The organism is Ensifer sp. YR511 (assembly GCF_900103045.1).
Taxonomy (GTDB): Bacteria; Pseudomonadota; Alphaproteobacteria; order Rhizobiales; family Rhizobiaceae; genus Ensifer; species Ensifer adhaerens.
Window position 1 is genome coordinate 75,517 of record NZ_FNGR01000015.1, and the last position, 20,339, is coordinate 95,855.

Sequence of the window (20,339 nt, forward strand, 5' to 3'; positions counted from 1 at the left end):
CTTGAGTTTGCCGCTCAACAGCAAGCCCGGCCTCCGAAAATCAAAGGATTGGTCCATGCTCACCCGGCATCGTCGCCTGGCTTTTTTGGCTTGCACGACAACTCTTGCAATTTCAGTCGCTACCGTCGCATTCGCGCAAAGCGCAACAACCCAGGCTAAGTCGGAAGAGAAGGCCGAGGAGACAAAGAAGGGCGAAACTTACCTCTCGCCGATCGTTGCCAAGGGCGGGCGCACCGCTGACCCCTATGCCAAGCCCGGCCCTGTCAGCGTCGTCACGACGGACCAGATCGATCTGCAATCGGGGCAGGAGACTGACGACCTGTTGCGCAGCGTTCCCGGCACCTCGACCGCGAACAACCCGCAAAACCCGGGCGTCGCGGTCAACATCCGCGGTTTCGAGGGTTCCGGCCGCGTCAACATGATGATCGACGGCGTGCGCCAGAACTTCCGCTTCACCGGCCACGAAGCCCAGGGTTTTGCCTATTTCGATCCGGCATTCCTTTCCGAAATCGATGTGACCCGCGGCGCCGTGACCGGGGTTGGCGGCGGTGCACTGGCCGGTTCGGTCAACTTCCGGACCTATGATGTCGAAGACCTGATCCAGGACGGCAAGAACTACGGTGGCATTGCTTCGGCTACGTACGGCACAAACGGTGCCGGCTGGTCGGAATCACTGATCGGCGCCTACCGTTTCAATGACGTCTTCTCCGTGCTCGGTGGCATCAGCAAGGCTGATCCCGGCAACTATGACAACGGCAACGGGGTCGAGGTACCCTTCACCGAGGAGGACCTTCTGTCGGGCCTGTTGAAGTTCGAAGTGACGCCGGACAAGGATCACACCTTCAAGCTCACCGGCCTCACCTATGACAACGACTTCTTCGCGAACTCCTACTTCCAGAACGTGAAGAACCAGACGGTTTCTGCAAGCTATTCCTACACGCCGGACAACGAACTCATCGATTTCCGTGCGAACGCCTACTGGAACCGGCTAAAGATGAAGTACGACACCGACATTCGCGGTGGCGGCACGGCGGCCGGTCGGCGCATCACCGACACGGGTAAGGGCTTTGACATCTCGAACACCTCTCTGTTCGACCTTGGCGACGTTGCCGTCAAGGCGAACTACGGCGTCGAGTATTTCCGCGACGACTACGGTGTCATCAACAGCACGGCCCGGCCGGGCGCCGGCGTCAACGGCAGCGGCACCAATGCCACCACCGGCGTCTTCAGCAATACGACCTTCACCTATGGCATGCTGGATCTGACGGCAGGCCTGAGGTGGGATCACTTCAGCCTCGATGGCTCCGGCGCTGTCGTTGCCGGCAACCCGATCGGTCTGCCGGCCGGCCCCTACACCGTCGATAAGTCCGAAGGTCGCCTCAACCCGAGCATCACGGTCGCGCTCAACCCGACGGAGTGGTTCCAGCCATACGTTACATACGCGGAAACCTCGCGTTCGCCGACGGTCAACGAGACCTTCGCCGGCGGCACACATCCGGGACCGTCGGGCCAGTCGTTCTTCCCCAATCCGTTTCTTGAGCCGGAAACCTCCAAGGGCTGGGAAATCGGTGCGAACTTCGCCTTCGACGGGCTGCTCGATCCCAGCGACAGCCTGCGGGTCAAGGCCAACTACTTCCATAGCCGCGTCGACAACTACATCACCGCAGCGATGCTCAACGGCGGTCGTCAGATCTTCTTCGTCAACAATCCCGGGATCTCGACGGTCCAGGGTTTCGAGCTGCAGGCGGCGTATGACGCCGGATACGTCTTCGGCGACCTTGCCTACACCTACACCGAGAGCGATCTGCCGTCGCAGATCAATGGTTTCGGCGTGCAGAGCTACCTGCCTGAAAACATTGTCAGCGCAACGCTTGGCGCCCGCTTCCTCGAAGACCAGCGCCTGACGGTCGGTACGCGCCTCTACGCCGTTTCGAACGCGTTTGTCGGCGAAATCAATCGTACGCCGCCGAACGTTCCGGGCTACGGTCTCGTCGATCTCTTCGCCAACTACAAGTTCGAGAACGGCTTTGAAGTCACGGCTCAGGTCACGAACCTGTTCGACAAGACCTATACGCCGTCTTCGAGCACCATTGCCGGAAGCACGATCGATACCGGCCGCGGCCGCACCTTCCTGGTGACGGCGAAGGCGAAGTTCTGATAGGATCAGATCAATTCCAGTCGGGGCGGCTCTTCGGGGCCGCCTCTTTTTTTGGCGCAACCGTGACGATGCGCGCCGCTTTCCCGCTTGCGCAAGTCCGCAACCCAAGCTAACACTTTCGCCCATGGAAAACGCACGCAACATTTCGATCTGGTGGTGGGCTCGCTGAAGCGGCCTTGACCAGTCATGCGTGATTGAGAGATGAAGCCGCCCGGAGATTTCGAGGCGGCTTTTTTGTATCCAGGCCGCTCAAGGACCGGGCTTTTACGGAGCGAGGCGAATGGCAACGGTAATTCTCGAGGACGGCTCGGAGAGCTACACCACCAAGGGCGGCATTACGGTGACGCGCCGGCGGCGGGAAGCGTCCTATGGCCAGGCGATCGCGAGCTATGTGGACAAGCTCGACGAACGCCGTGGTGCAGTGTTCTCCTCCAACTACGAATATCCCGGCCGCTACACTCGTTGGGACACGGCTGTCGTCGACCCGCCGCTCGGCATCTCCTCCTTCGGCCGCTCGCTCTGGATTGAAGCCTATAACGGCCGCGGCGAAGTGCTGCTTGCGATCATCGCCGAACATCTGAAGACCGTCGCCGACATCACGCTCGGCGCTTCGACCAGCCGTCGCCTCGACCTGACGATCAACGCGCCGGATCGCGTCTTCACGGAAGAAGAGCGCTCCAAGATGCCGACGGTGTTCAGCGTGCTGCGCGCCGTCACCAATCTTTTCCATTCGGCCGAGGATGCGAGCCTCGGGCTCTACGGTGCCTTCGGCTACGATCTCGCCTTCCAGTTCGATGCGATCGACCTGAAGCTGAAGCGTCCCGACGACCAGCGCGACATGGTGCTGTTCCTGCCGGATGAAATCCTCGTCGTCGACCACTATGCAGCCAAGGCCTGGATCGACCGCTACGATTTCGCCAAGGACGGCAAGACCACCGAAGGCAAGGCGGAAGAGATCGCCAGCGAACCCTTTAAGACCGTCGACAGCATTCCGCCGCATGGCGACCATCACCCGGGCGAATATGCCGAACTCGTCGTCAAGGCGAAGGAGAGCTTCCGCCGCGGCGACCTTTTCGAAGTGGTGCCCGGCCAGAAATTCTTCGAGCGCTGCGAGAGCAAGCCGTCGGAGATTTCCAACCGGCTGAAGGCGATCAATCCGTCGCCCTATTCCTTCTTCATCAACCTTGGAAATCAGGAATATCTCGTCGGCGCCTCGCCGGAAATGTTCGTGCGTGTTTCCGGCCGCCGCATCGAGACCTGCCCGATCTCGGGCACGATCAAGCGCGGCGACGATCCGATCGCCGACAGCGAGCAGATCCTGAAGCTGTTGAACTCCAAGAAGGACGAATCCGAACTCACCATGTGCTCGGACGTCGACCGCAACGACAAGAGCCGGGTCTGCGTGCCGGGCTCGGTCAAGGTCATCGGCCGCCGCCAGATCGAGATGTATTCGCGCCTGATCCATACGGTCGACCATATTGAGGGACGCCTGCGCGACGACATGGACGCCTTCGACGGCTTCCTCAGCCACGCCTGGGCGGTGACCGTCACCGGTGCGCCGAAGCTCTGGGCCATGCGCTTCATCGAAAGCCATGAGAAGAGCCCGCGCGCATGGTATGGTGGCGCGATCGGCATGGTCGGCTTCAATGGCGACATGAACACGGGCCTGACGCTGCGCACGATCCGCATCAAGGACGGTATCGCCGAGGTGAGGGCAGGGGCGACGCTGCTCTACGATTCAAATCCGGAAGAAGAAGAAGCCGAAACCGAACTGAAGGCCTCCGCCATGATCGCTGCCATTCGCGATGCGAGATCCGCCAATGCCGGCAAGGCCGGTCGCGACGTTGCCGCCGTTGGCGCCGGCGTCAACATCCTCTTGGTCGATCACGAGGACAGCTTCGTCCATACGCTTGCGAACTATTTCCGCCAGACGGGGGCAACCGTCACGACGGTGCGCTCGCCGGTCGCCGAGGAGATCTTCGATCGGGTGAAGCCGGATCTCGTCGTGCTTTCGCCCGGACCTGGCAATCCCAAGGATTTCGACTGCAAGGCGACGATCAAGAAGGCGCGGGCGCGCGACCTGCCGATCTTCGGCGTCTGCCTCGGGCTGCAGGCGCTTGCCGAAGCCTACGGCGGGGATCTCCGCCAACTCGCGATCCCGATGCACGGCAAGCCGTCGCGCATCCGCGTGCTGGAGCCGGGAATCGTCTTTTCCGGCCTCGGCAAGGAAGTGACCGTCGGTCGTTACCATTCAATCTTTGCCGATCCGGCGAGCCTGCCCGCGGAGTTCATGATCACCGCCGAAAGCGAAGATGGCACGATTATGGGCATCGAGCACACGAAGGAGCCGGTGGCGGCGGTGCAGTTCCATCCGGAATCGATCATGACGCTCGGCGGCGACGCCGGCATGCGGATGATCGAGAACGTCGTGGCGCACCTCGCCAAGCGCGCCAAGATCAAGGCCGCCTGATTAGCCCGGCAATCCCCATTCCGGGATGGAGCAGATGTTGACGAAGACAAGGTGCCGCTTCCACCGTGGAGGCGGCCCTTTCTGTTCCTACTGTGCCGCCTGAATGGCCGGCACATTCTCGCAGCGATCGGCAAACAGTCGCTCGCTCAGAAAATCGACGAAGACGCGGACCTTGGGGGAGAGGTGACGGTTCGACGGCCACAACAGGTGGAACTGTCCGGGCGCGTCGAGATGGGCGTCGAGCACTGTGTGCAGTCTGCCGTCGCGAAGATGGTGGCGGGCGAGAAAGTCCGGCAGGCAGCCGATGCCGAGGCCGCTAAGCACGGCGCCGCCGAGCGCTTCCATGTTGTTGCAGTTCAGCACGGTCTTGAGGCGCGGCTCCTTTCCCTCAGGCGGCAGCGTGATCGGCCATTCCTGCAGCTTGCGGCTGTTGGGAAAGCGGAAGCGAACCGCATGGTGTCCTTCGAGGTCGCGGGGGCATTCGGGCCTGCCATGCTCTCGAAGGTATGACGGAGCAGCGCAGAGCAGAAGCTGGAACGGCCTGAGCGCGCGCGTCATCAGTCGTGAATCCGGCAGCACACCGCTGCGGATCGCGACATCCACTTCCTCGTCGATCAGGTCGACGATGCGGTCGTTGAAGTCGAGGTCGAGTTCGAGTTCCGGATAACGCCGTACGAACTCCGGCAGCACCGGCAACAGCAGGTGGTAGCTGACGATCGGCACGCTGACGCGCAGCCGACCGCGCGGCGTCGCCACGGCGTCCGCCAATGACGCCTCGGCGTCGTCGAGATCATCGAGGATGCGGCGGCAGCGCTCGTGAAAGAGGCGTCCCTCCTCGGTCAAGCGGATACTACGGGTCGAGCGCTGAAGCAGGCGGACGCCGAGTTCTCTTTCGAGAGTGGTAACAGCCTTTCCGACCGCGGAAGCGGACAGGCCGAGCACGCGACCGGCCGCGACGAAACTGCCGAGGTCGGCGGTGCGGACGAAGGCGGTCAAGCCGCTCAAGCGATCCATGCTACCTCCATTCGAGCGTTTTGTTCCGGTATGATCGGAGCGTTGATGCCGTTCTCATCGAATTATGTCGAAACTATCCTGCATTCGTCAATCGATACCCGGCAAGTGTCGACCTCAAGACGCAAGGTCCTACCGGGCCTGCGCGGGTATCCCCTTTGCTCGAACGGATGGAACGGGGAATGAGAACCGAAATTCGAGAACCGCGCGGGCGCCGGCTCGTCCTTCTTGCGGTCTGTTGCGCCGCGGCGGCAATGCCGCTCACCTTCACCGGACCGGCGGTGGCGCTGCCGTCGATCAGTCGCAGCCTCGGCGCCGATCCAGTTGCCCTCAACTGGGTCACCAACGCCTTCATGCTGACCTTCGGCAGTTCGCTGATGGCGGCCGGTGCGCTTGCCGACAGTTTCGGTCGCAAACGCGTGTTCCTGGGTGGTCTTGCGGCCTTCCTGCTGTTTTCGGCCGGGCTCGCCTTCGCTCGGGATATCCTATGGTTCGATGCCCTGAGAGCGCTTCAGGGTATTGGGGCGGCCGCCGCCTTTTCCGGCGGCATGGCTTCGCTCGCACAGGAGTTCGACGAGAACGAGCGGCTCCGGGCCTTCAGCCTGGTCGGCGCCAGCTTCGGTGTCGGCCTTGCCTTTGGGCCGATCGCCTCCGGCCTGATGGTCGAGGCCTTCGGCTGGCCGGCGATCTTCGTCCTGGTCGTGGCGCTCGCCGGCCTGTCTCTGGCACTCGGTGCGGTCTTCCTGCGGGAAACACGCGATCCGGACGCTGCTGGCCTCGACTGGAAGGGAGCGGCAAGTTTCACGGCGGCGCTCACCGCACTCACCTTCGGCATTCTGCAGGGTCCGGAAAACGGCTGGAGCCATCCGCTCGTGCTCGCGATGCTCGCGGCATCGTTGTTCTTCTTCCTGGCCTTCTGGCGGATCGAGCGTTCGGTCGCGCGGCCGATGCTGGATCTGACGCTGTTTCGATATCCGCGTTTTGTCGGCGTGCAATTGCTGGCGGCAGCCCCCGCCTACGGCTTCGTGGTGCTGCTCATCCTGCTTCCGGTCCGCTTCATCGGTATCGAAGGCATGAGCGCCGTCGCGGGCGGGCAGATGATGATCGCCATGTCCGCGCCGCTTCTGATCCTGCCGATCGCGGCGGGCCTTCTGACGCGCTGGTTCACGCCGGCGGTTATCTGCGGTGTGGGCTTGCTGATATCGGCGGCCGGGCTCCTCTGGCTCAGTCTGTTTCCGGCGAGGTCCGGGCCGGCCACGCTGCTTGCACCACTGATGATGATCGGTCTCGGCATCAGCTTGCCTTGGGGGCTGATGGACGGGCTTGCGGTCAGTGTCGTGCCGAAGGAGCGCGCCGGGATGGCGACGGGCATCTTCAGCACCACGCGCGTGGCCGGGGAGGGCATTGCGCTGGCGATCGTGACCGCCATCCTCTCCGCGCTTACGGCCTGGAACCTCGGATCGGAAGCCGGCGCCACTGCGGCTCCCATGGCGCAGCGTATCGTCACCGGCAATCTGCCCGCGGCGATGCAGCTTGCCCCTGAGACATCGCACGCCGCGCTGCTGCAGGCCTATGGCGACGCGTTCAGCGTCCTGCTTCTGGTTTTGACCGGCATCACTGTCGCAACTGCGGCCGTGGTATTCTTCTTCATCGGCAGGGGCGATAAGGCCGCCGGTGATGCGGAGATCGAAGCCGGTGCTCTGCCTTTCGAGGCGATTGCCTGCGGAGAAACCGGAACCGGCCGATCCAATCTTTGACAAGCGCCGCTTAATCCAGCATATGCTTGTCCATCGACCGCCTGCGCGAAAATTCGCGCGGGCGGTTTTGCGTTTGAATGGGCTTGCGTTTGCAACTCGTTTGCATCTGCACGAGGAATGACAATGACGACTGGAACCGAAAACCGCACCGTGCTCCGCCTTGCTTTCTGGGGCATACCGCTCTCGCTCGCTGTGCTCGGCCTGAAGCTGCTTGCCTGGTGGCTGACAGGCTCGATCGCGCTTCTCTCCGACGGGCTAGAGTCGACCGTCAACGTGATCGCGGCGGTCATCGCCTATCTGATGATCGGCTATGCTTCCAAGCCGGCCGACGCCGGCCACCCCTTCGGTCACCACAAGGCGGAGTATTTCTCTGCCGTTATCGAAGGCGTTCTGATCGTCGTTGCGGCACTGCTCATCGTCTGGGAGGCGGTGCCGGCAATGATGGCGCCAGTGTTGATGGAAGCACCGGCTCTCGGCCTGGCGATCAATTTCGTCGCCGGCGTCATCAACGCCATCTGGGCCTATGTGCTGATCACCGCCGGCCGCAAGCACCGCTCGCCGGCACTCAGCGCCGACGGCCACCACATCCTGTCGGACGTCGTCACCTCGATCGGCGTTCTCGTCGGCCTCGTGCTTGCGATCGCCACCGGCTACGCGATCCTTGATCCGCTGCTGGCCGTCATTGTCGCCTGCAACATTCTTTACCAGGGCTGGATGGTGATCTCGCGCTCGATCGACGGGCTGATGGACCGGGCCGTCTCGGGTGAAGAAGAAGAAGCGATCAAACAGGCGATCGCCGCCAACGCCGCGGGTTCGCTCGGCGTGCACGATCTGAAGACCCGTCAGGCCGGTCCGGCGATCTTCGTCGATTTCCACATGGTCGTGCCGGAGTTGATGCCGGTCGGCGAGGCGCATGACATCTGCGATCGGATCGAGGATGCGATCCGGGACGTGCATCCCGGTGCCAAGATCGCGATCCATGTGGAGCCCGAAGGTGAGAAGGCGCATGGTGTGCGCGTCAAGACGACGGTCGGGCGCCACTGATTCAAGGTCGACGGCACTTCAACCGTGACGAGGTTTCCTTCTTGAGGCAGTTCTGATTTAAGGGCCGCAAACGGAGCGGGCCGACGAGGGCAGAGGCCAGTCGACCGCACCCACGCGCGGATGTTCTCATGGAGCAACAGGCATATGAGCAAGACTGACGTATCCGGCCTTTCGCAACTGGGCGCAAAGGTCGACCTGCCGCAGAGCCCGGAAGACGCGGTGCTGGAGCGGGTCCCGAGCGGCAACAAGGGCAAGGACTATCTGGTGCGTTTCACCGCGCCGGAATTCACCTCGCTCTGCCCGATGACCGGCCAGCCGGATTTCGCCCATATCGTCATCGACTATGTGCCGGACGAATGGCTGGTCGAATCGAAGTCGCTGAAGCTGTTCCTGCATTCCTTCCGCAACCACGGCGCATTCCACGAAGACTGCACCATCGAGATCGCCCAACGGCTGGTGTCGTTGCTTCAGCCACGCTGGCTTCGCATCGGCGCCTATTGGTATCCGCGCGGCGGCATCCCGATCGACGTCTTCTGGCAGACCGGCAAGCCGCCCGAGGGCCTGTGGCTGCCCGACCAGGGCGTGCCGACCTATCGCGGTCGCGGCTAAAGCGGGAGATCCCCCGCTACGGTCTGAGTGACTGGCGTTTGAGCCAGGCGTCAACGATGCGCGCAGCGATCTGATCGGTCGGGTCGCGCGTGTCCACTTCTAGGTCGTAGGCGCAGTAATCGTGCGTCTTCAGGTGAAAGCGGGCTTCGCCGATCGTGCGGTCGCCGCGCTCGCGCTCGCGACGCTCCAGGTCTTCGATCGGCGCGTGCACTCCGACTCCTCGACGATGTGCTCGACGATCAGGTCGTTGCCGGCCTCGGCGAAGGCTGCGATCGAGCGATGAAATCCGTCGAAGAACCTCGCACGCTCGCCGCGCATTCCAGGATGCATGCCGCGCCTAAGGACCCGAAATCCGGCGTCGGCAAGCTGGTCGGAGGCATAGTAACAAAAGGGCTCCGGGAGGATTTCCCGGAGCGCCTTTGCCAGCGTTGACTTTCCGGCACTCGACGTGCCGTTCAGAAAGATAATTCGTCCGTGCTGCATGCCCGTTTGATTTCAGCCGAAGATCAAGGCAGCGCCGGCCAGAGCCGTGAGACCACCGAGGAGGCGGGCAAGCAGGCCGCCGCCGGAGAGGCGCTGAAGGGCGATGCCGAGGCCGATGCCGGCCACGTGCAGCGCGGCGGTGGCGAGGATGAAGCCGACCGAGAAGGCAAGCGCCCCGGCGCTGCCGAGTTCGCCGCCATGGGCATGGCCGTGGAAGAGGGCGAAGACGCCGACGATCGCAGCGGATGCTGCCGTGTCGAGCCGCACCGCCATGGCAACAAGCAGGCCGAGTGCCACCACCGAGGCGAGGATCGCCGGCTCGACGAAGGGCAGGTCGACACCGGCAACCGCCAGCGCGAAGCCCGCTGCCATCATCGCGACGAAGGCCGCCGGCACGACGACGAGCGCCCGGCCGCCGATCTGCGCCGCCCAGAGGCCGACGGCGACCATGACCAGGATATGGTCAAGTCCGAACAGCGGATGCGAGAAGCCGGCGGCAAACGAGCCGTGCTCTGCCGGATTGAGATGGGCGAAGGCGGGTGCGGCGGAGGCGATCAGCGCCGCAGTGGCGATCAGGATGCGTCTGTTCATGCGTGTCCCCATGGATCGGCGGGACCTGGGAGGCTGGCCCCACTCTTGAGTGTTTGACGCGACCGATCTTATTGGCCTCCGTCCCCCTGTCTATACGGCATTTGGCGGTAGGTGTTTTTACCATAAGCATAGTCGACCTTGCTGCTTTGTCGCCGCTTCGGTTTGTTGCATTGTCTTCGGGGTCGAGTCGCATTATCTGACTTTGACTGAAGACTTCATGAGACGCCGGAGAAAAACGGATGATGAACGACGACGAGGACGACAAGAAGACCGAATTGCCGCTCGGCAAGGAAACGGAGGCGAACCTTTTCAAGTCGCGTTCGATTTTCATCTACGGGTCGATCAATCAGGAACTGGCGCAGAAGGTCTGCTCGCAGCTCGTGGCGCTTGCCGCCGCCAGCGACGAAGACATCCGCATCTTCGTCAATTCGCCGGGCGGCCATGTCGAATCGGGCGACAGCATCCACGACATGATCAAGTTCGTGAAGCCGAAGGTCTGGACCATCGGCACCGGCTGGGTCGCTTCCGCCGGCGCGCTGATCTTTGTCGGCGCTCCCAAGGAGCGTCGCATTTGCCTGCCGAACACCCGCTTCCTGCTTCACCAACCGTCGGGCGGCACCCGCGGCATGGCGTCGGACATCGAGATCCAGGCACGCGAAATCATCAAGATGAACGATCGCCTGAACAAGATCTTCGCCGACGCAACCGGCCAGCCGGTCGAGAAGATCGCCAAGGACACGGACCGCGATTACTGGCTTTCCGCTGAGGAAGCGAAGTCCTACGGCCTCGTTTCGCGGATCATCTCGTCTGCTGCGGACATCTGAGTTCGCAAGCAAGTCAAGGATTTGGAGGGCATCGGCATTTCGCCGGTGCCCTTTTCTTTTTGCGGTGATCCTCGCCATCGCGTGGCTTGCTCCACTCTGGCAAGCCGTGTATAGGCTTTGAGCATGACCAAGGCTGACGCATATCGGATCGCCTCGATCCCCGCCGGACACGATACCAATCGTGCGCCGTCGCGCGCCTTCGCCTCGCTTCTTCTTCTCGGCCTTACTCGCGGTTGCCGGGTTCGCTGAGGAGCGCCCGGCGGCCGAAAAGCCACGCCGGCGGATGCTCCTCGACCCCATCAAGTGTTTTAGGATAAAGGCGCGTTCGGCGCGGCATTAGCCATCGCAATCCGATCCCCGATCGGGTATGGCAAGGCGGCCAGGACGTCCAGTGATGAAGAGAAGCTGCAATGATCCAGAAATCCCATCCCGTTAAGATTGGCATGCCGGAAGCGGCGGTGAAGTACCAGGCCTATCCGCAGATCGCGCTCACCGACCGCACCTGGCCGTCGAAGACGATCACCAAGGCGCCGATCTGGTGCTCGGTCGACTTGCGTGACGGCAACCAGTCGCTGGTCGACCCGATGGGGCACGATCGCAAGGCCCGCATGTTCCAGCTGCTGCTCGACATGGGCTTCAAGGAAATCGAAATCGGCTTCCCCTCGGCCTCGCAGACCGATTTCGATTTTGCCCGCTGGTGCATCGAGGAAGGCAATGTCGCCAAGGATGTGTCGCTGCAGGTGCTGGTGCAGTGCCGGCCCGAGTTGATCACCCGCACCTTCGAAGCGCTGGAAGGCGCGCACCAACCGATCGTGCATTTCTACAATTCGACGAGTGAACTGCAGCGCCGCGTGGTGTTTGCCAAGGACGTGCGCGGCATCAAGCAGATTGCGACCGACGCCGCCAAGATGATCACCGACATGGCGGCCAAGGCCGGCGGCGGCTACCGCTTCGAGTATTCGCCGGAAAGCTTTACCGGCACCGAGCTCGAAGTGGCCTTGGAGATCTGCAACGCGGTCACCGAGATCGTCAAGCCGACGCCAGACAACAAGCTGATCCTGAACCTGCCCTCGACCGTCGAGATGGCGACGCCGAACATCTATGCCGACCAGATCGAATGGATGTGCCGCAACCTCGACAACCGCGAAAGCCTGATCATCTCGCTGCACCCGCACAACGACCGCGGCACCGGCATCGCCGCCACCGAATTGGGCCTGATGGCTGGCGCCGACCGCGTCGAAGGCACGCTGTTCGGTAATGGCGAGCGCACCGGCAACGTCGATGTCGTGACGCTGGCGCTGAACATGTTCACGCAGGGCGTCGATCCGCAGCTCGACTGCTCCGATATCGAGCGGATCAAGGAAGTCTACGAATACTCCAACCAGATGGTCATTCCCGAGCGCCATCCTTATGTCGGCGAACTGGTCTACACGGCCTTCTCCGGCTCGCACCAGGATGCGATCAACAAGGGCATGAAGGCGATCAAGACCGCCAACAAGCCGCTCTGGGAAGTGCCGTACCTGCCGATCGATCCGCGTGACGTCGGCCGCTCCTACGAGGCGATCATCCGCATCAACTCGCAGTCGGGCAAGGGCGGCATCGCCTACATCCTGCAGGAAGACTACGGCATCAACCTGCCGCGCAACCTCCAGGTCGAGTTCCGCGAGGACATCCAGCGCATCACCGACGAGGAAGGCAAGGAGCTGCCGTCCAAGCGCATCTACGAGCGCTTCATCGAGCGCTACGTCGAGCAGCCGGGCGCGCGCATCAAGTTCGTCGACCATCACACTTATCCGGTGGGCGAGCACAAGGGCGTGCGCGTGGTGGCGGCCGAGATCACCGACAATGGCGAGGTCAAGCGCATCGAAGGCAAGGGCACCGGCCCGATCGACGGCTTTATCAATGCGCTGTCGATCTATCTCGGCATCGACCTCTCGGTTGCGGATTACTCCGAGCACTCGCTGCAGCACGGCTCGAACGCAGCCGCGATCGCCTATGTCGAGATGGAGCACCCGGGTGGCAAGCTGTTCGGCGCCGGTATCAACACCAACATCGTTGCCGCCTCGCTCGAAGCGATCGTTTCGGCGGCAAACCGCGTACTCGAGATGAAGCGCGGCTGATACACTTCAGCGTGACGAATGAAGCCGCGTCGGGGAAACCCGGCGCGGCCTTTTCGTTTCAGGGGTAGGGGCTGCCGTCGATCTCAGATCGTCGCGGCGACGGCTTCGGCGATGTCCTGCATGCCGACATGCGAAGACGGGCCGACGAGCACGAACGAGGCGCCGCCTCGCTGCCAGGAGACCATGCCGAGATCGTCGCGGATGCTCTCGTCGAACTGCTCCGCCTGCGGGCCGGTGGTGTTCTTGAGGAAACAGATCGCGAAGATTTCGCCTTCGGTGCTTCGGTAGACGAGCTGCGCCACGGGCTTGCCGTTGGCGACGAGCAGCCGCGCGCCCTCGAAGGTCAGGCCCTTGCCGGAAAGCTGCGGGACCTTGAAGGGAACACCGACGCTTGCGGCAAGCCAGGTCTCGATCTTCGGTCCCTCTGTCGCCGGGACCTCGACCAGATGCTCCTTCTGCCGCGAATAGATGCGGTGATAGTCGGCGATGTCGTCGAGCCAGCCACGCGCTGCGGCGAGCTTGGTCGGCTCGCTCCCGGTGTTCGCCGTCCCGACGATGAAGCCGGCGCCGCCGCCGAGCAGCAGCAGGGCCACCGATGCGGCAAGCATGCGCGGCCAGACCCGCGCGTGCCGGACAGTGGTCGTCGTTGCCGCAATCCGCTCGGTCTTCGGATTGACCCCTGGACCCTGCTTGATTTGCCGGACAAGAGCGAGCGGCACGGGATCGTGCAGGAAATCTTCGAAGGCGGTATCGCCGAAGCTGCTGCCGGCCTTCAGCCTCTCGAACAACGCCTTGGCGTCCTCGTCGCGGGCGAGAATCGCGTCGAGTTCGGTTCGTTCAGCTTCGCCGATCTCGCCGTCGATATAGGCAGAAAGGCGCACTTCGAGCGCTTGACCCCTTGTCTGTTGCAACGGTCAGGCCCTCCTTTCGGTATTCTCTGAGATCATCGCCGCGAGCCTGAGGCGCGCGGTCGACAGTCTGCTCATGACGGTGCCGATCGGAATGCCCAGGATATCGGCGGTCTCGCGATAGCTGTGGCCTTCGACATTGACCAGCAGGAATACGCTCGCCAGCCCCTCGGGCATCGACAGGATCATCTTCTGCAACTGATTGGCGTAGACGGCTTTTTCGGCCGACGGCTCGATGCTGAGTTCGTCATGTCCGAGCGCATCGACGGTGCCGCTGCCGGTGCGAACCTTGCGCTTGCGGATTTCGTCGACCCAGAGATTGCGCGTCATCGCGTAGACCCAGCTTTCCAGCCGGCCCTCTCCGTTCCAGAGGTGGCTGCGGGTGATCGCGCGCTCGCAGGCTTCCTGGACGAGGTCGTCGGCGTCATTGGCATTGCGCGTCAGCGTCATCGCGAAACGGCGCAATTTGGGCAGCAGGCTGACCAAGTCGCGTCTGAAGTCCTTCGTTTCTGCCGCTGGACGCATTTCTCTTCCAATGAAACGTGCCGGATCATGCATTTATTCGCCGTGCTGCGCACGAGCGGATGATATGAAACATTTGCTCCTTAGTCTGCAAGGGAAGTCCCGGAACGGAAAGCAAATTCTGCTGCTTCATGGCGCCTTTTCCCAAAAAGCTTTCGCTTGCCCGCGGCCGTTAATCACGCGCTTCGTTACCGTTAACTGCAATGGTGGCCGGAGATGGCGTCAAAGTTCGGCCCGAATCTGGCCGGACCTCATGCACAACTGCAGGTCGACGTCGGGGATACGCCAATGAACGCACAGCATCGCAATGGCATGAGTATTGTCAGGTTTGTCGGGAGACATTGTGGCGGACGCCGCATTCGGGGAGGTGCGGCCGTCATTCGCACGGCTGCGCTGGTGCCTTTGTTTGCGGGGCTCGCCGCCTGCCAGAGCGCCCAGGTCATGGAAACGGGGTCTCTATCCTCCTACAAGGATTTCGTTGTCAGCGACGGGATGGTGACCAAGACGAAGTACCGGGTGGATTCTGCTGCCACCAAGAACGTCAAGACGGTGCATGTGATCCCGACGACCTTTGCCGCCACCGCGGATCTCGACAAGCTCGGGGATCCGCAAAAGAAGCTGGTGGCCACGGCGATCGACCGGTCGCTCTGCGAAGCCCTGAGCGAGCAATTCGACGTCGTGCCGATCTCCAAGCCCGCCGACATGGCGGTGCGCTCCGTGATCAGCAAGGTCAAATCGACCAACGCAGTCGTCGCCGGCGTGTCGACCGTCACCTCGGCCGTCGCTCCGATCCCGGTTCCGCGCATTCCCATCGGCCTTGGAAGTCTCGCGGTCGAGGCGGAGGCATTCGACCCGATGGGCAAGCAGATCGCCGGGCTGGCATGGGCGCGTGGCGCCAACATCCTCACCAACGGGTCCCGCGCCTCGACGGCCGCCGACGCCTTCGAGCTTGCAGGCGACTTCTCAAGCGACTTCAGTGCGCTGCTCGAAAAATCGGGTGACCCGATGAAGTCCGATTTTGAGCTGCCGTCGATGAAGAACGTCAAGAACAGCGTCGCCTATGCCGTCACCGGCAAACCCACCGATCCGGATTGCGCCGTGTTCGGCAAGGGGTCCGGTCTCGGCGGCATCGCCGGCGGCGCGCTCGGCCTGCCGCCGGAATGGTCGGAGAAGAAGAACGAGGCAAAGTCGATTGCTGATGGCACGACCGGAAGCGGTCCCACGGCAGGCGGGGCGAAGGGAAATGCAGCCAAGGCAAGCGAGCCCAAAAAGAACGGGCCGGCGGCAAGCGGGTCGAAGAAAACCTAGCGTCCCAGTCCGTGTCTGTGGCACGTCGGATCGAGGGCGGCGCCTGGCGCCGCCCGTCCATGTTACCGCCCGGTCAGTACTGGCGGACGCCGCCGAGCGACTGCAGCAGGGCGCGGTAAGCCCAGGTGTTTTCGCCGCCGCGGTCGCGGATCTCGACGAGTTGCACACGCGCTTCCTCGACGCGGCCCTGTTCGATCAGCGCCTGGCCCATGTAGGAGCGGGCGAGGATGTAGTTCTCGTCGGCCTGGAGCGCGCGTTTGTAGTACTGCATGCCGAGTTCCATGCGCCCGGCCTTGCGGTTGGCATAGCCGAGGTAGTTGAGCACCCGGGCGCTCCGCTGGTCCTTGACGGCGCCGAGCACTCTGATCGAATTTTCATATTGGCCGGCATAGGCGAGTTCGCGGGCCGCCTGGAACAGGATATCGTCGCCAAGGTCGCTCTTCTTGGCGTCAACGCAGGCCTTTTTCTTGGCGTCCCACACCTTGCCGTCGGTGCATTCGCTGGTCGTTTTGGTTTTCTTCGGCGGTTCGCTCGTATCCTCGCCGGCGGCCATCACCGCATGCGCCATGAAGCTGGTTGCCCCGGCGGCGAACAGGGCGAAAACGAGGTTCTTGTGGTTCATCATGCCATCTCCCATTACTGGCGCATGACCGCGAAAGCCTCGCGCTGTTTCAAACGACTGCGTGTCCTGCATTCGCGCAGAGGCGGGCGCGCTGCCATGCGGCGGCGGACCGGAGTATGACGCAGCAGGGCCGGGGTTTATTCGCCGGGCGATGAATTTTCTGCGGAGGGAGGCTGCGTTCGGCTAGAAGCGTGTGGTTTCGGCGAGCGACACCGTGGTGGCATCGTCGTTCAGGGCGTAGCGCTCGCGCGTCAGGTGCCAGTTCCCGGCTTCACCGGCGACGGTGAACAGGTTGTAAGCTGCCGGCGGCTTGTGGCCGCCAGGACCTTGCGAGGCCGAGGCGATGCCGACAACCGGGACAGGGGCATGCTGGCCCTTCAGCCAATAGACAGTGTTGAGGTGCGTGTGGCCGTGGATCACGAGTTCCGCGCCGCCGGACGAGATCGTCGCAGCAAAGCGGCGAATGCCGATCATGCGCTTGTGCATCGAGGTTGCGCCGCGGATCGGCGGATGGTGGATCATGACGATTCGGAAGAGCCCGGCTTCGCCGGCTTGTCTCAGCAGATTGACGGTGGCGCGGGCCTGGCGCTGGCCGAAATAGCCGCTGGCGGCAAAGGGCGGGGTCGCAACGGCGGTCGAGCAGCCGATCAGCGCCACCGGGCCGCGCACGCGCATGTAGGGAAAGCAGCGGTGCCGGTCATGCCAATGCGCCGGCGCATCGTCGCCGCGCATATAGGGATACCAGGCACGGGTGGTCTTCTCGTAGGCGCCCGGAACATAGGCGTCGTGGTTGCCCGGAACGACGGAGATGTTTTCCGGCTTGCCCGCATCCTCCAGCCATTCGGTGACCGCCTTGATCTCGAGCGAGGAGGCGAGATTGACGAGATCGCCCGTCATCGCCAGATGGTCCGGATCCTTCTTCTCGATGTCGGCCAGCAGGGTGTCGAGCGTACCGGTGAAGAGATGGCGGCTGCGGTTGCGGTGCCAGTTGACGAAACCGGTGATGCGCTTGGAAGCGAGTTCCCTGAGGGATAGCTCGGGCAAGGGCCCGAGGTGGACGTCGGAAATATGGGCGAGTTTGAACATCGACCCCGTCTAGCGCATATTCCGGCCGAGGGGAATCAGGTCGCCCGATGAATCGCGTGTGGCCGGGACGAGGAAGGAAAAAACGCCTGGAACAGGATCGGCCACCGGAGATGCGGCGCTGGTATCTCCGGCTGCTGATGTGGCTTGCGCATGGCTACTACGCTGTTGCACGCGGCATGACGATGGGTGTGCGGGCGGCCTGTTTCGATGGCGAGGGCCGCGTTTTCCTCGTCCGCCACTCCTACCTGCCGGGCTGGCACCTGCCGGGCGGAGGGCTCGACCGCGACGAGGCCTCGATCGACGGCTTGCTGCGGGAGTTGCGCGAGGAGGGGAACCTCGAAGTTTCGGCGCCGCCGGTGCTCATCCAGGTCTACTACAACAGGCGCACGAGCCGCCGCGACCACGTCGTCTTCTACCGCTGTGACGGTGTCAGCCAGAGCGCGCCGAAAACGCCCGATCTCGAGATTTCCGAAAGTGGCTTCTTCGCACTGGACGCGCTGCCTGACGACACCACGCCGGCAACACGCCGCCGGCTTGCGGAACTTGCCGGCGGCATCGCAATCGATCGCTACTGGTAGCCGCGATCGATTGCCCGTTTCATTGCGGGCTTACAGCGCCTCTCGTCCGTGCGGGGCGGTGAGGTCGAGCACCGGGCCCACCGGCACGACGCCGGTCGGGTTGATGGTCGTGTGGCTGCGGTAGTAGTGCTCCTTGATGTGGCGCATGTCGACCGTCTCGGCCACGCCCGGCACCTGATAGAGTTCCCGCAGATACCCTTGGAGGTTCGGATAGTCGGCGATCCGGCGGATGTTGCATTTGAAATGGCCGACATAGACAGGATCGAAGCGCACCAGCGTCGTGAATAGCCGCCAGTCGGCCTCGGTGAGGCGGCTGCCGGTGAGGTAACGGTGCGAGCCGAGGCGCTCTTCCAGCTTGTCCAGCCGGGCAAAGAGTGCCGTCACACTTTCCTCGTAGGCGGATTGCGTGGTGGCAAAGCCTGCCTTGTAGACGCCGTTGTTGACGTCATTGTAGACGTCGGTGTTCATCGCATCGATCTCGCCGCGCAGCTCTTCCGGATAGAAATCGAGCGTCGAGCCGGTCAGGCCATCGAAGGCGGAGTTGAACATCCGGATGATCTCGGAGGATTCATTCGAAACGATGGTGTTCTGCTTCTTGTCCCAGAGGACGGGCACGGTCACGCGGCCGGAATAGTTGGCATCGGCGAGGGTATAGACCTGCCACAGCGCCTTCGAGCCGAAGAGATGATCGCCGGTGCCGATGCCGCCGTCCTTGAATTCCCAGCCCTGGGTGAGCATCAGCGGATCGACCACGGAAACGGAGATCAGGTCCTCGAGCTTTTTCAGCTTGCGGAAGATCAGTGTACGATGGGCCCATGGACAGGCGAGCGAAACATAGAGGTGATAGCGATCGGCCTCGGCCTTGAAGCCTGCGTCGCCGCTCGGGCCGGCCGACCCGTCCGCCGTCACCCAGTTGCGGAACTGCGAAGCGCTGCGCTTGAAGTGGCCGTTCGTTGCCACCGTGTCGTACCAGACGTCCTGCCAGACGCCATCTACCAACCTGCCCATCGGACAAACTCCTTCATGATCGTTGCGTCAATAGATAGCGCTTCCAGCGACATTCGATAGGTGGCGAAATCGGAACAGTGCGTTTTAGGCTTTGACAGAGGGCAAATTTCTGCTATCGGCGATTTCACAAATTTTTTCGTGTCTGGAAGAATCCGCACAGATGATGTTCTCGGGAAACCTGCGACGACGCTGATGCTGCCAACGCCCTCATCGGGCGAAGCCATCCCTATGTCTGTTCGCATGCCTGGTTTCTCGATCTCATGAAAAAGCACGATCTCGTCTATCTGACCGAAGACGCGTCCCATGACGCAGCCATCGAAATCATCAACGAAGAAGCTTTCGGCCCCGGCCGGTTTGCCCGGGCGGCCGCGCGCATCCGCGAGCAGGGGCCGCATGACCGGTCGCTGTCCTTCATCTGCGCCGACAATGGCGAGACGATCGCATCGGTCCGGATGACGCCGGTCATGGCGGGCTCGATCAAGGGCCACCTGCTCGGACCGCTCGCCGTCAGGCCGTCGCACAAGAACCAGGGCATCGGCCGGGAACTGGTGCGCATCGCGGTCGAGGCGGCGCGGCGCAAGGGCTCACACGCGGTGATCCTTGTCGGCGATCCGCCCTATTACCAGCCGCTCGGCTTCGAGAAGGTGCGTTACGCGGCACTCGAGTTCCCTGGGCCGGTCGACCCGGCGCGGGTGCTCGTCGTGCCGATGGCAGAGGGTGTGCATGCCGGACTTGCCGGCGTTATCGCCTGGCGGGATGATAGGCTGATGCAGGCGGAGCCGATTGCGTTGCCGCTTGCCGTCTGATCCCGGACCTTATCGCGCGACGAGCGATTTCTTCAGAAACACCCGGGTTCGGCCAACAGGGAAATCCGGCAGTTCACCGAAGGCCGCATAGCCCTGACGCTCGTAGGCGCGCAGGGCCTGCGGGTTGAAGGTGTCGATCCAGGCGCTGTGGCAGCCGCGATTGCGCGCTTCGTCCTCGGCCGCCTGGAGCAACTTGCCGGCAAGCCCCTGTCCGCGAAGATCTTCCGGTAACCACAGCCATTGCACGAATAGCCAGCCCCAGCCGGTGTAGCCGTTCAGGCCGCCGCGGGCTCCCTGTGCCTCGGGGCCGCCGACAAGGACGGCGAGGGGGCGTCGCTCCGACGGGCCGACGTCGGCGGCGTTGAAGGCTGCAAGACCGTTGCCGATTGCTTCGATCGCCTCGGGCGGCGGGGCGTCGGTGACGACGAACATCG

19 protein-coding genes and 1 pseudogene are annotated in these 20,339 nt (G+C 62.9%); 11 read left to right on the forward strand and 9 right to left on the reverse strand.

Features of this window, described 5'->3' with window-relative positions; genetic code table 11:
* The first annotated feature begins 55 nt into the window (after positions 1-55).
* From BLU15_RS23355 to BLU15_RS23360, 3 genes are all read left to right on the forward strand, one after another.
* Positions 56-2,158: a TonB-dependent hemoglobin/transferrin/lactoferrin family receptor gene (locus tag BLU15_RS23355; protein ID WP_090298424.1), complete on the forward strand. Its 2,103-nt coding sequence runs from the start codon at positions 56-58 to the stop codon at positions 2,156-2,158.
* 124 nt (positions 2,159-2,282) lie between these two features.
* Positions 2,283-2,327 (forward strand): trpE operon leader peptide TrpLE, encoded by a 45-nt coding sequence (gene trpLE, locus BLU15_RS39850; RefSeq protein WP_178385070.1) that lies wholly within the window; start codon positions 2,283-2,285, stop codon positions 2,325-2,327.
* 111 nt (positions 2,328-2,438) lie between these two features.
* Positions 2,439-4,628: an anthranilate synthase gene (locus tag BLU15_RS23360; protein ID WP_060518756.1), complete on the forward strand. Its 2,190-nt coding sequence runs from the start codon at positions 2,439-2,441 to the stop codon at positions 4,626-4,628.
* 87 nt (positions 4,629-4,715) lie between these two features.
* On the opposite strand, the gene BLU15_RS23365 is transcribed toward BLU15_RS23360, so the two are convergent.
* Positions 4,716-5,642, reverse strand: coding sequence for a LysR family transcriptional regulator (locus BLU15_RS23365; protein WP_090298427.1), 927 nt, complete (start codon positions 5,640-5,642; stop codon positions 4,716-4,718).
* Between the two features lie 179 nt (positions 5,643-5,821).
* On the opposite strand from BLU15_RS23365, the gene BLU15_RS23370 reads away from it, so the two are divergent.
* The 3 genes from BLU15_RS23370 to queF all read left to right on the forward strand — a co-directional run bounded on the left by BLU15_RS23370 (position 5,822) and on the right by queF (position 9,049).
* Complete coding sequence (locus tag BLU15_RS23370; protein WP_090298429.1) at positions 5,822-7,396, forward strand: MFS transporter; 1,575 nt, start codon at positions 5,822-5,824, stop codon at positions 7,394-7,396.
* Between the two features lie 123 nt (positions 7,397-7,519).
* Positions 7,520-8,440, forward strand: a complete 921-nt coding sequence (locus BLU15_RS23375; protein WP_370689595.1) for a cation diffusion facilitator family transporter — start codon at positions 7,520-7,522, stop codon at positions 8,438-8,440.
* A gap of 144 nt (positions 8,441-8,584) precedes the next feature.
* Positions 8,585-9,049 (forward strand): preQ(1) synthase, encoded by a 465-nt coding sequence (gene queF / locus BLU15_RS23380; protein ID WP_034788869.1) that lies wholly within the window; start codon positions 8,585-8,587, stop codon positions 9,047-9,049.
* A 16-nt stretch (positions 9,050-9,065) separates the two neighbouring features.
* Here queF and BLU15_RS40880 read toward each other — a convergent pair.
* Positions 9,066-9,532 (reverse strand): annotated as a pseudogene (locus tag BLU15_RS40880) (hypothetical protein).
* A gap of 12 nt (positions 9,533-9,544) precedes the next feature.
* Positions 9,545-10,123, reverse strand: a complete 579-nt coding sequence (locus tag BLU15_RS23395; protein ID WP_090298437.1) for a HupE/UreJ family protein — start codon at positions 10,121-10,123, stop codon at positions 9,545-9,547.
* Between the two features lie 239 nt (positions 10,124-10,362).
* Between BLU15_RS23395 and BLU15_RS23400 the strand changes: the two genes are divergently transcribed.
* Positions 10,363-10,947, forward strand: a complete 585-nt coding sequence (locus tag BLU15_RS23400; protein WP_034788862.1) for an ATP-dependent Clp protease proteolytic subunit — start codon at positions 10,363-10,365, stop codon at positions 10,945-10,947.
* 410 nt (positions 10,948-11,357) lie between these two features.
* Complete coding sequence (leuA, locus tag BLU15_RS23410) at positions 11,358-13,067, forward strand: 2-isopropylmalate synthase (RefSeq protein WP_060518745.1); 1,710 nt, start codon at positions 11,358-11,360, stop codon at positions 13,065-13,067.
* An 83-nt stretch (positions 13,068-13,150) separates the two neighbouring features.
* On the opposite strand, the gene BLU15_RS23415 is transcribed toward leuA, so the two are convergent.
* Both BLU15_RS23415 and BLU15_RS23420 read right to left on the reverse strand, forming a co-directional pair.
* Entirely contained in the window at positions 13,151-13,978 is an 828-nt protein-coding gene (locus tag BLU15_RS23415; protein WP_034788856.1) for an anti-sigma factor family protein, read from the reverse strand.
* A 3-nt stretch (positions 13,979-13,981) separates the two neighbouring features.
* Positions 13,982-14,500, reverse strand: a complete 519-nt coding sequence (locus BLU15_RS23420) for an RNA polymerase sigma factor (protein ID WP_034788854.1) — start codon at positions 14,498-14,500, stop codon at positions 13,982-13,984.
* A gap of 285 nt (positions 14,501-14,785) precedes the next feature.
* Between BLU15_RS23420 and BLU15_RS23425 the strand changes: the two genes are divergently transcribed.
* On the forward strand, positions 14,786-15,805 hold the full coding sequence (locus BLU15_RS23425) for a DUF3313 domain-containing protein (protein ID WP_176960330.1): 1,020 nt from the start codon (positions 14,786-14,788) through the stop codon (positions 15,803-15,805).
* Positions 15,806-15,878: 73 nt separating this feature from the next.
* Here the strand turns inward: BLU15_RS23425 and BLU15_RS23430 are convergent, their stop codons facing one another.
* Both BLU15_RS23430 and BLU15_RS23435 read right to left on the reverse strand, forming a co-directional pair.
* Positions 15,879-16,427, reverse strand: a complete 549-nt coding sequence (locus BLU15_RS23430) for a tetratricopeptide repeat protein (protein ID WP_090298542.1) — start codon at positions 16,425-16,427, stop codon at positions 15,879-15,881.
* A gap of 183 nt (positions 16,428-16,610) precedes the next feature.
* On the reverse strand, positions 16,611-17,513 hold the full coding sequence (locus BLU15_RS23435) for a metallophosphoesterase family protein (RefSeq protein WP_034788848.1): 903 nt from the start codon (positions 17,511-17,513) through the stop codon (positions 16,611-16,613).
* Between the two features lie 110 nt (positions 17,514-17,623).
* On the opposite strand from BLU15_RS23435, the gene BLU15_RS23440 reads away from it, so the two are divergent.
* Positions 17,624-18,091: an NUDIX domain-containing protein gene (locus tag BLU15_RS23440; protein WP_034788845.1), complete on the forward strand. Its 468-nt coding sequence runs from the start codon at positions 17,624-17,626 to the stop codon at positions 18,089-18,091.
* A gap of 30 nt (positions 18,092-18,121) precedes the next feature.
* On the opposite strand, the gene BLU15_RS23445 is transcribed toward BLU15_RS23440, so the two are convergent.
* Positions 18,122-19,099, reverse strand: a complete 978-nt coding sequence (locus tag BLU15_RS23445; protein WP_090298444.1) for a glutathione S-transferase family protein — start codon at positions 19,097-19,099, stop codon at positions 18,122-18,124.
* A gap of 260 nt (positions 19,100-19,359) precedes the next feature.
* Here BLU15_RS23445 and BLU15_RS23450 point away from each other — a divergent pair, with 260 nt between their 5' ends.
* Complete coding sequence (locus BLU15_RS23450; RefSeq protein ID WP_060518737.1) at positions 19,360-19,905, forward strand: GNAT family N-acetyltransferase; 546 nt, start codon at positions 19,360-19,362, stop codon at positions 19,903-19,905.
* 9 nt (positions 19,906-19,914) lie between these two features.
* On the opposite strand, the gene BLU15_RS23455 is transcribed toward BLU15_RS23450, so the two are convergent.
* On the reverse strand, positions 19,915-20,337 hold the full coding sequence (locus tag BLU15_RS23455; RefSeq protein ID WP_090298447.1) for a GNAT family N-acetyltransferase: 423 nt from the start codon (positions 20,335-20,337) through the stop codon (positions 19,915-19,917).
* Between the last annotated feature and the right edge of the window lie 2 nt (positions 20,338-20,339).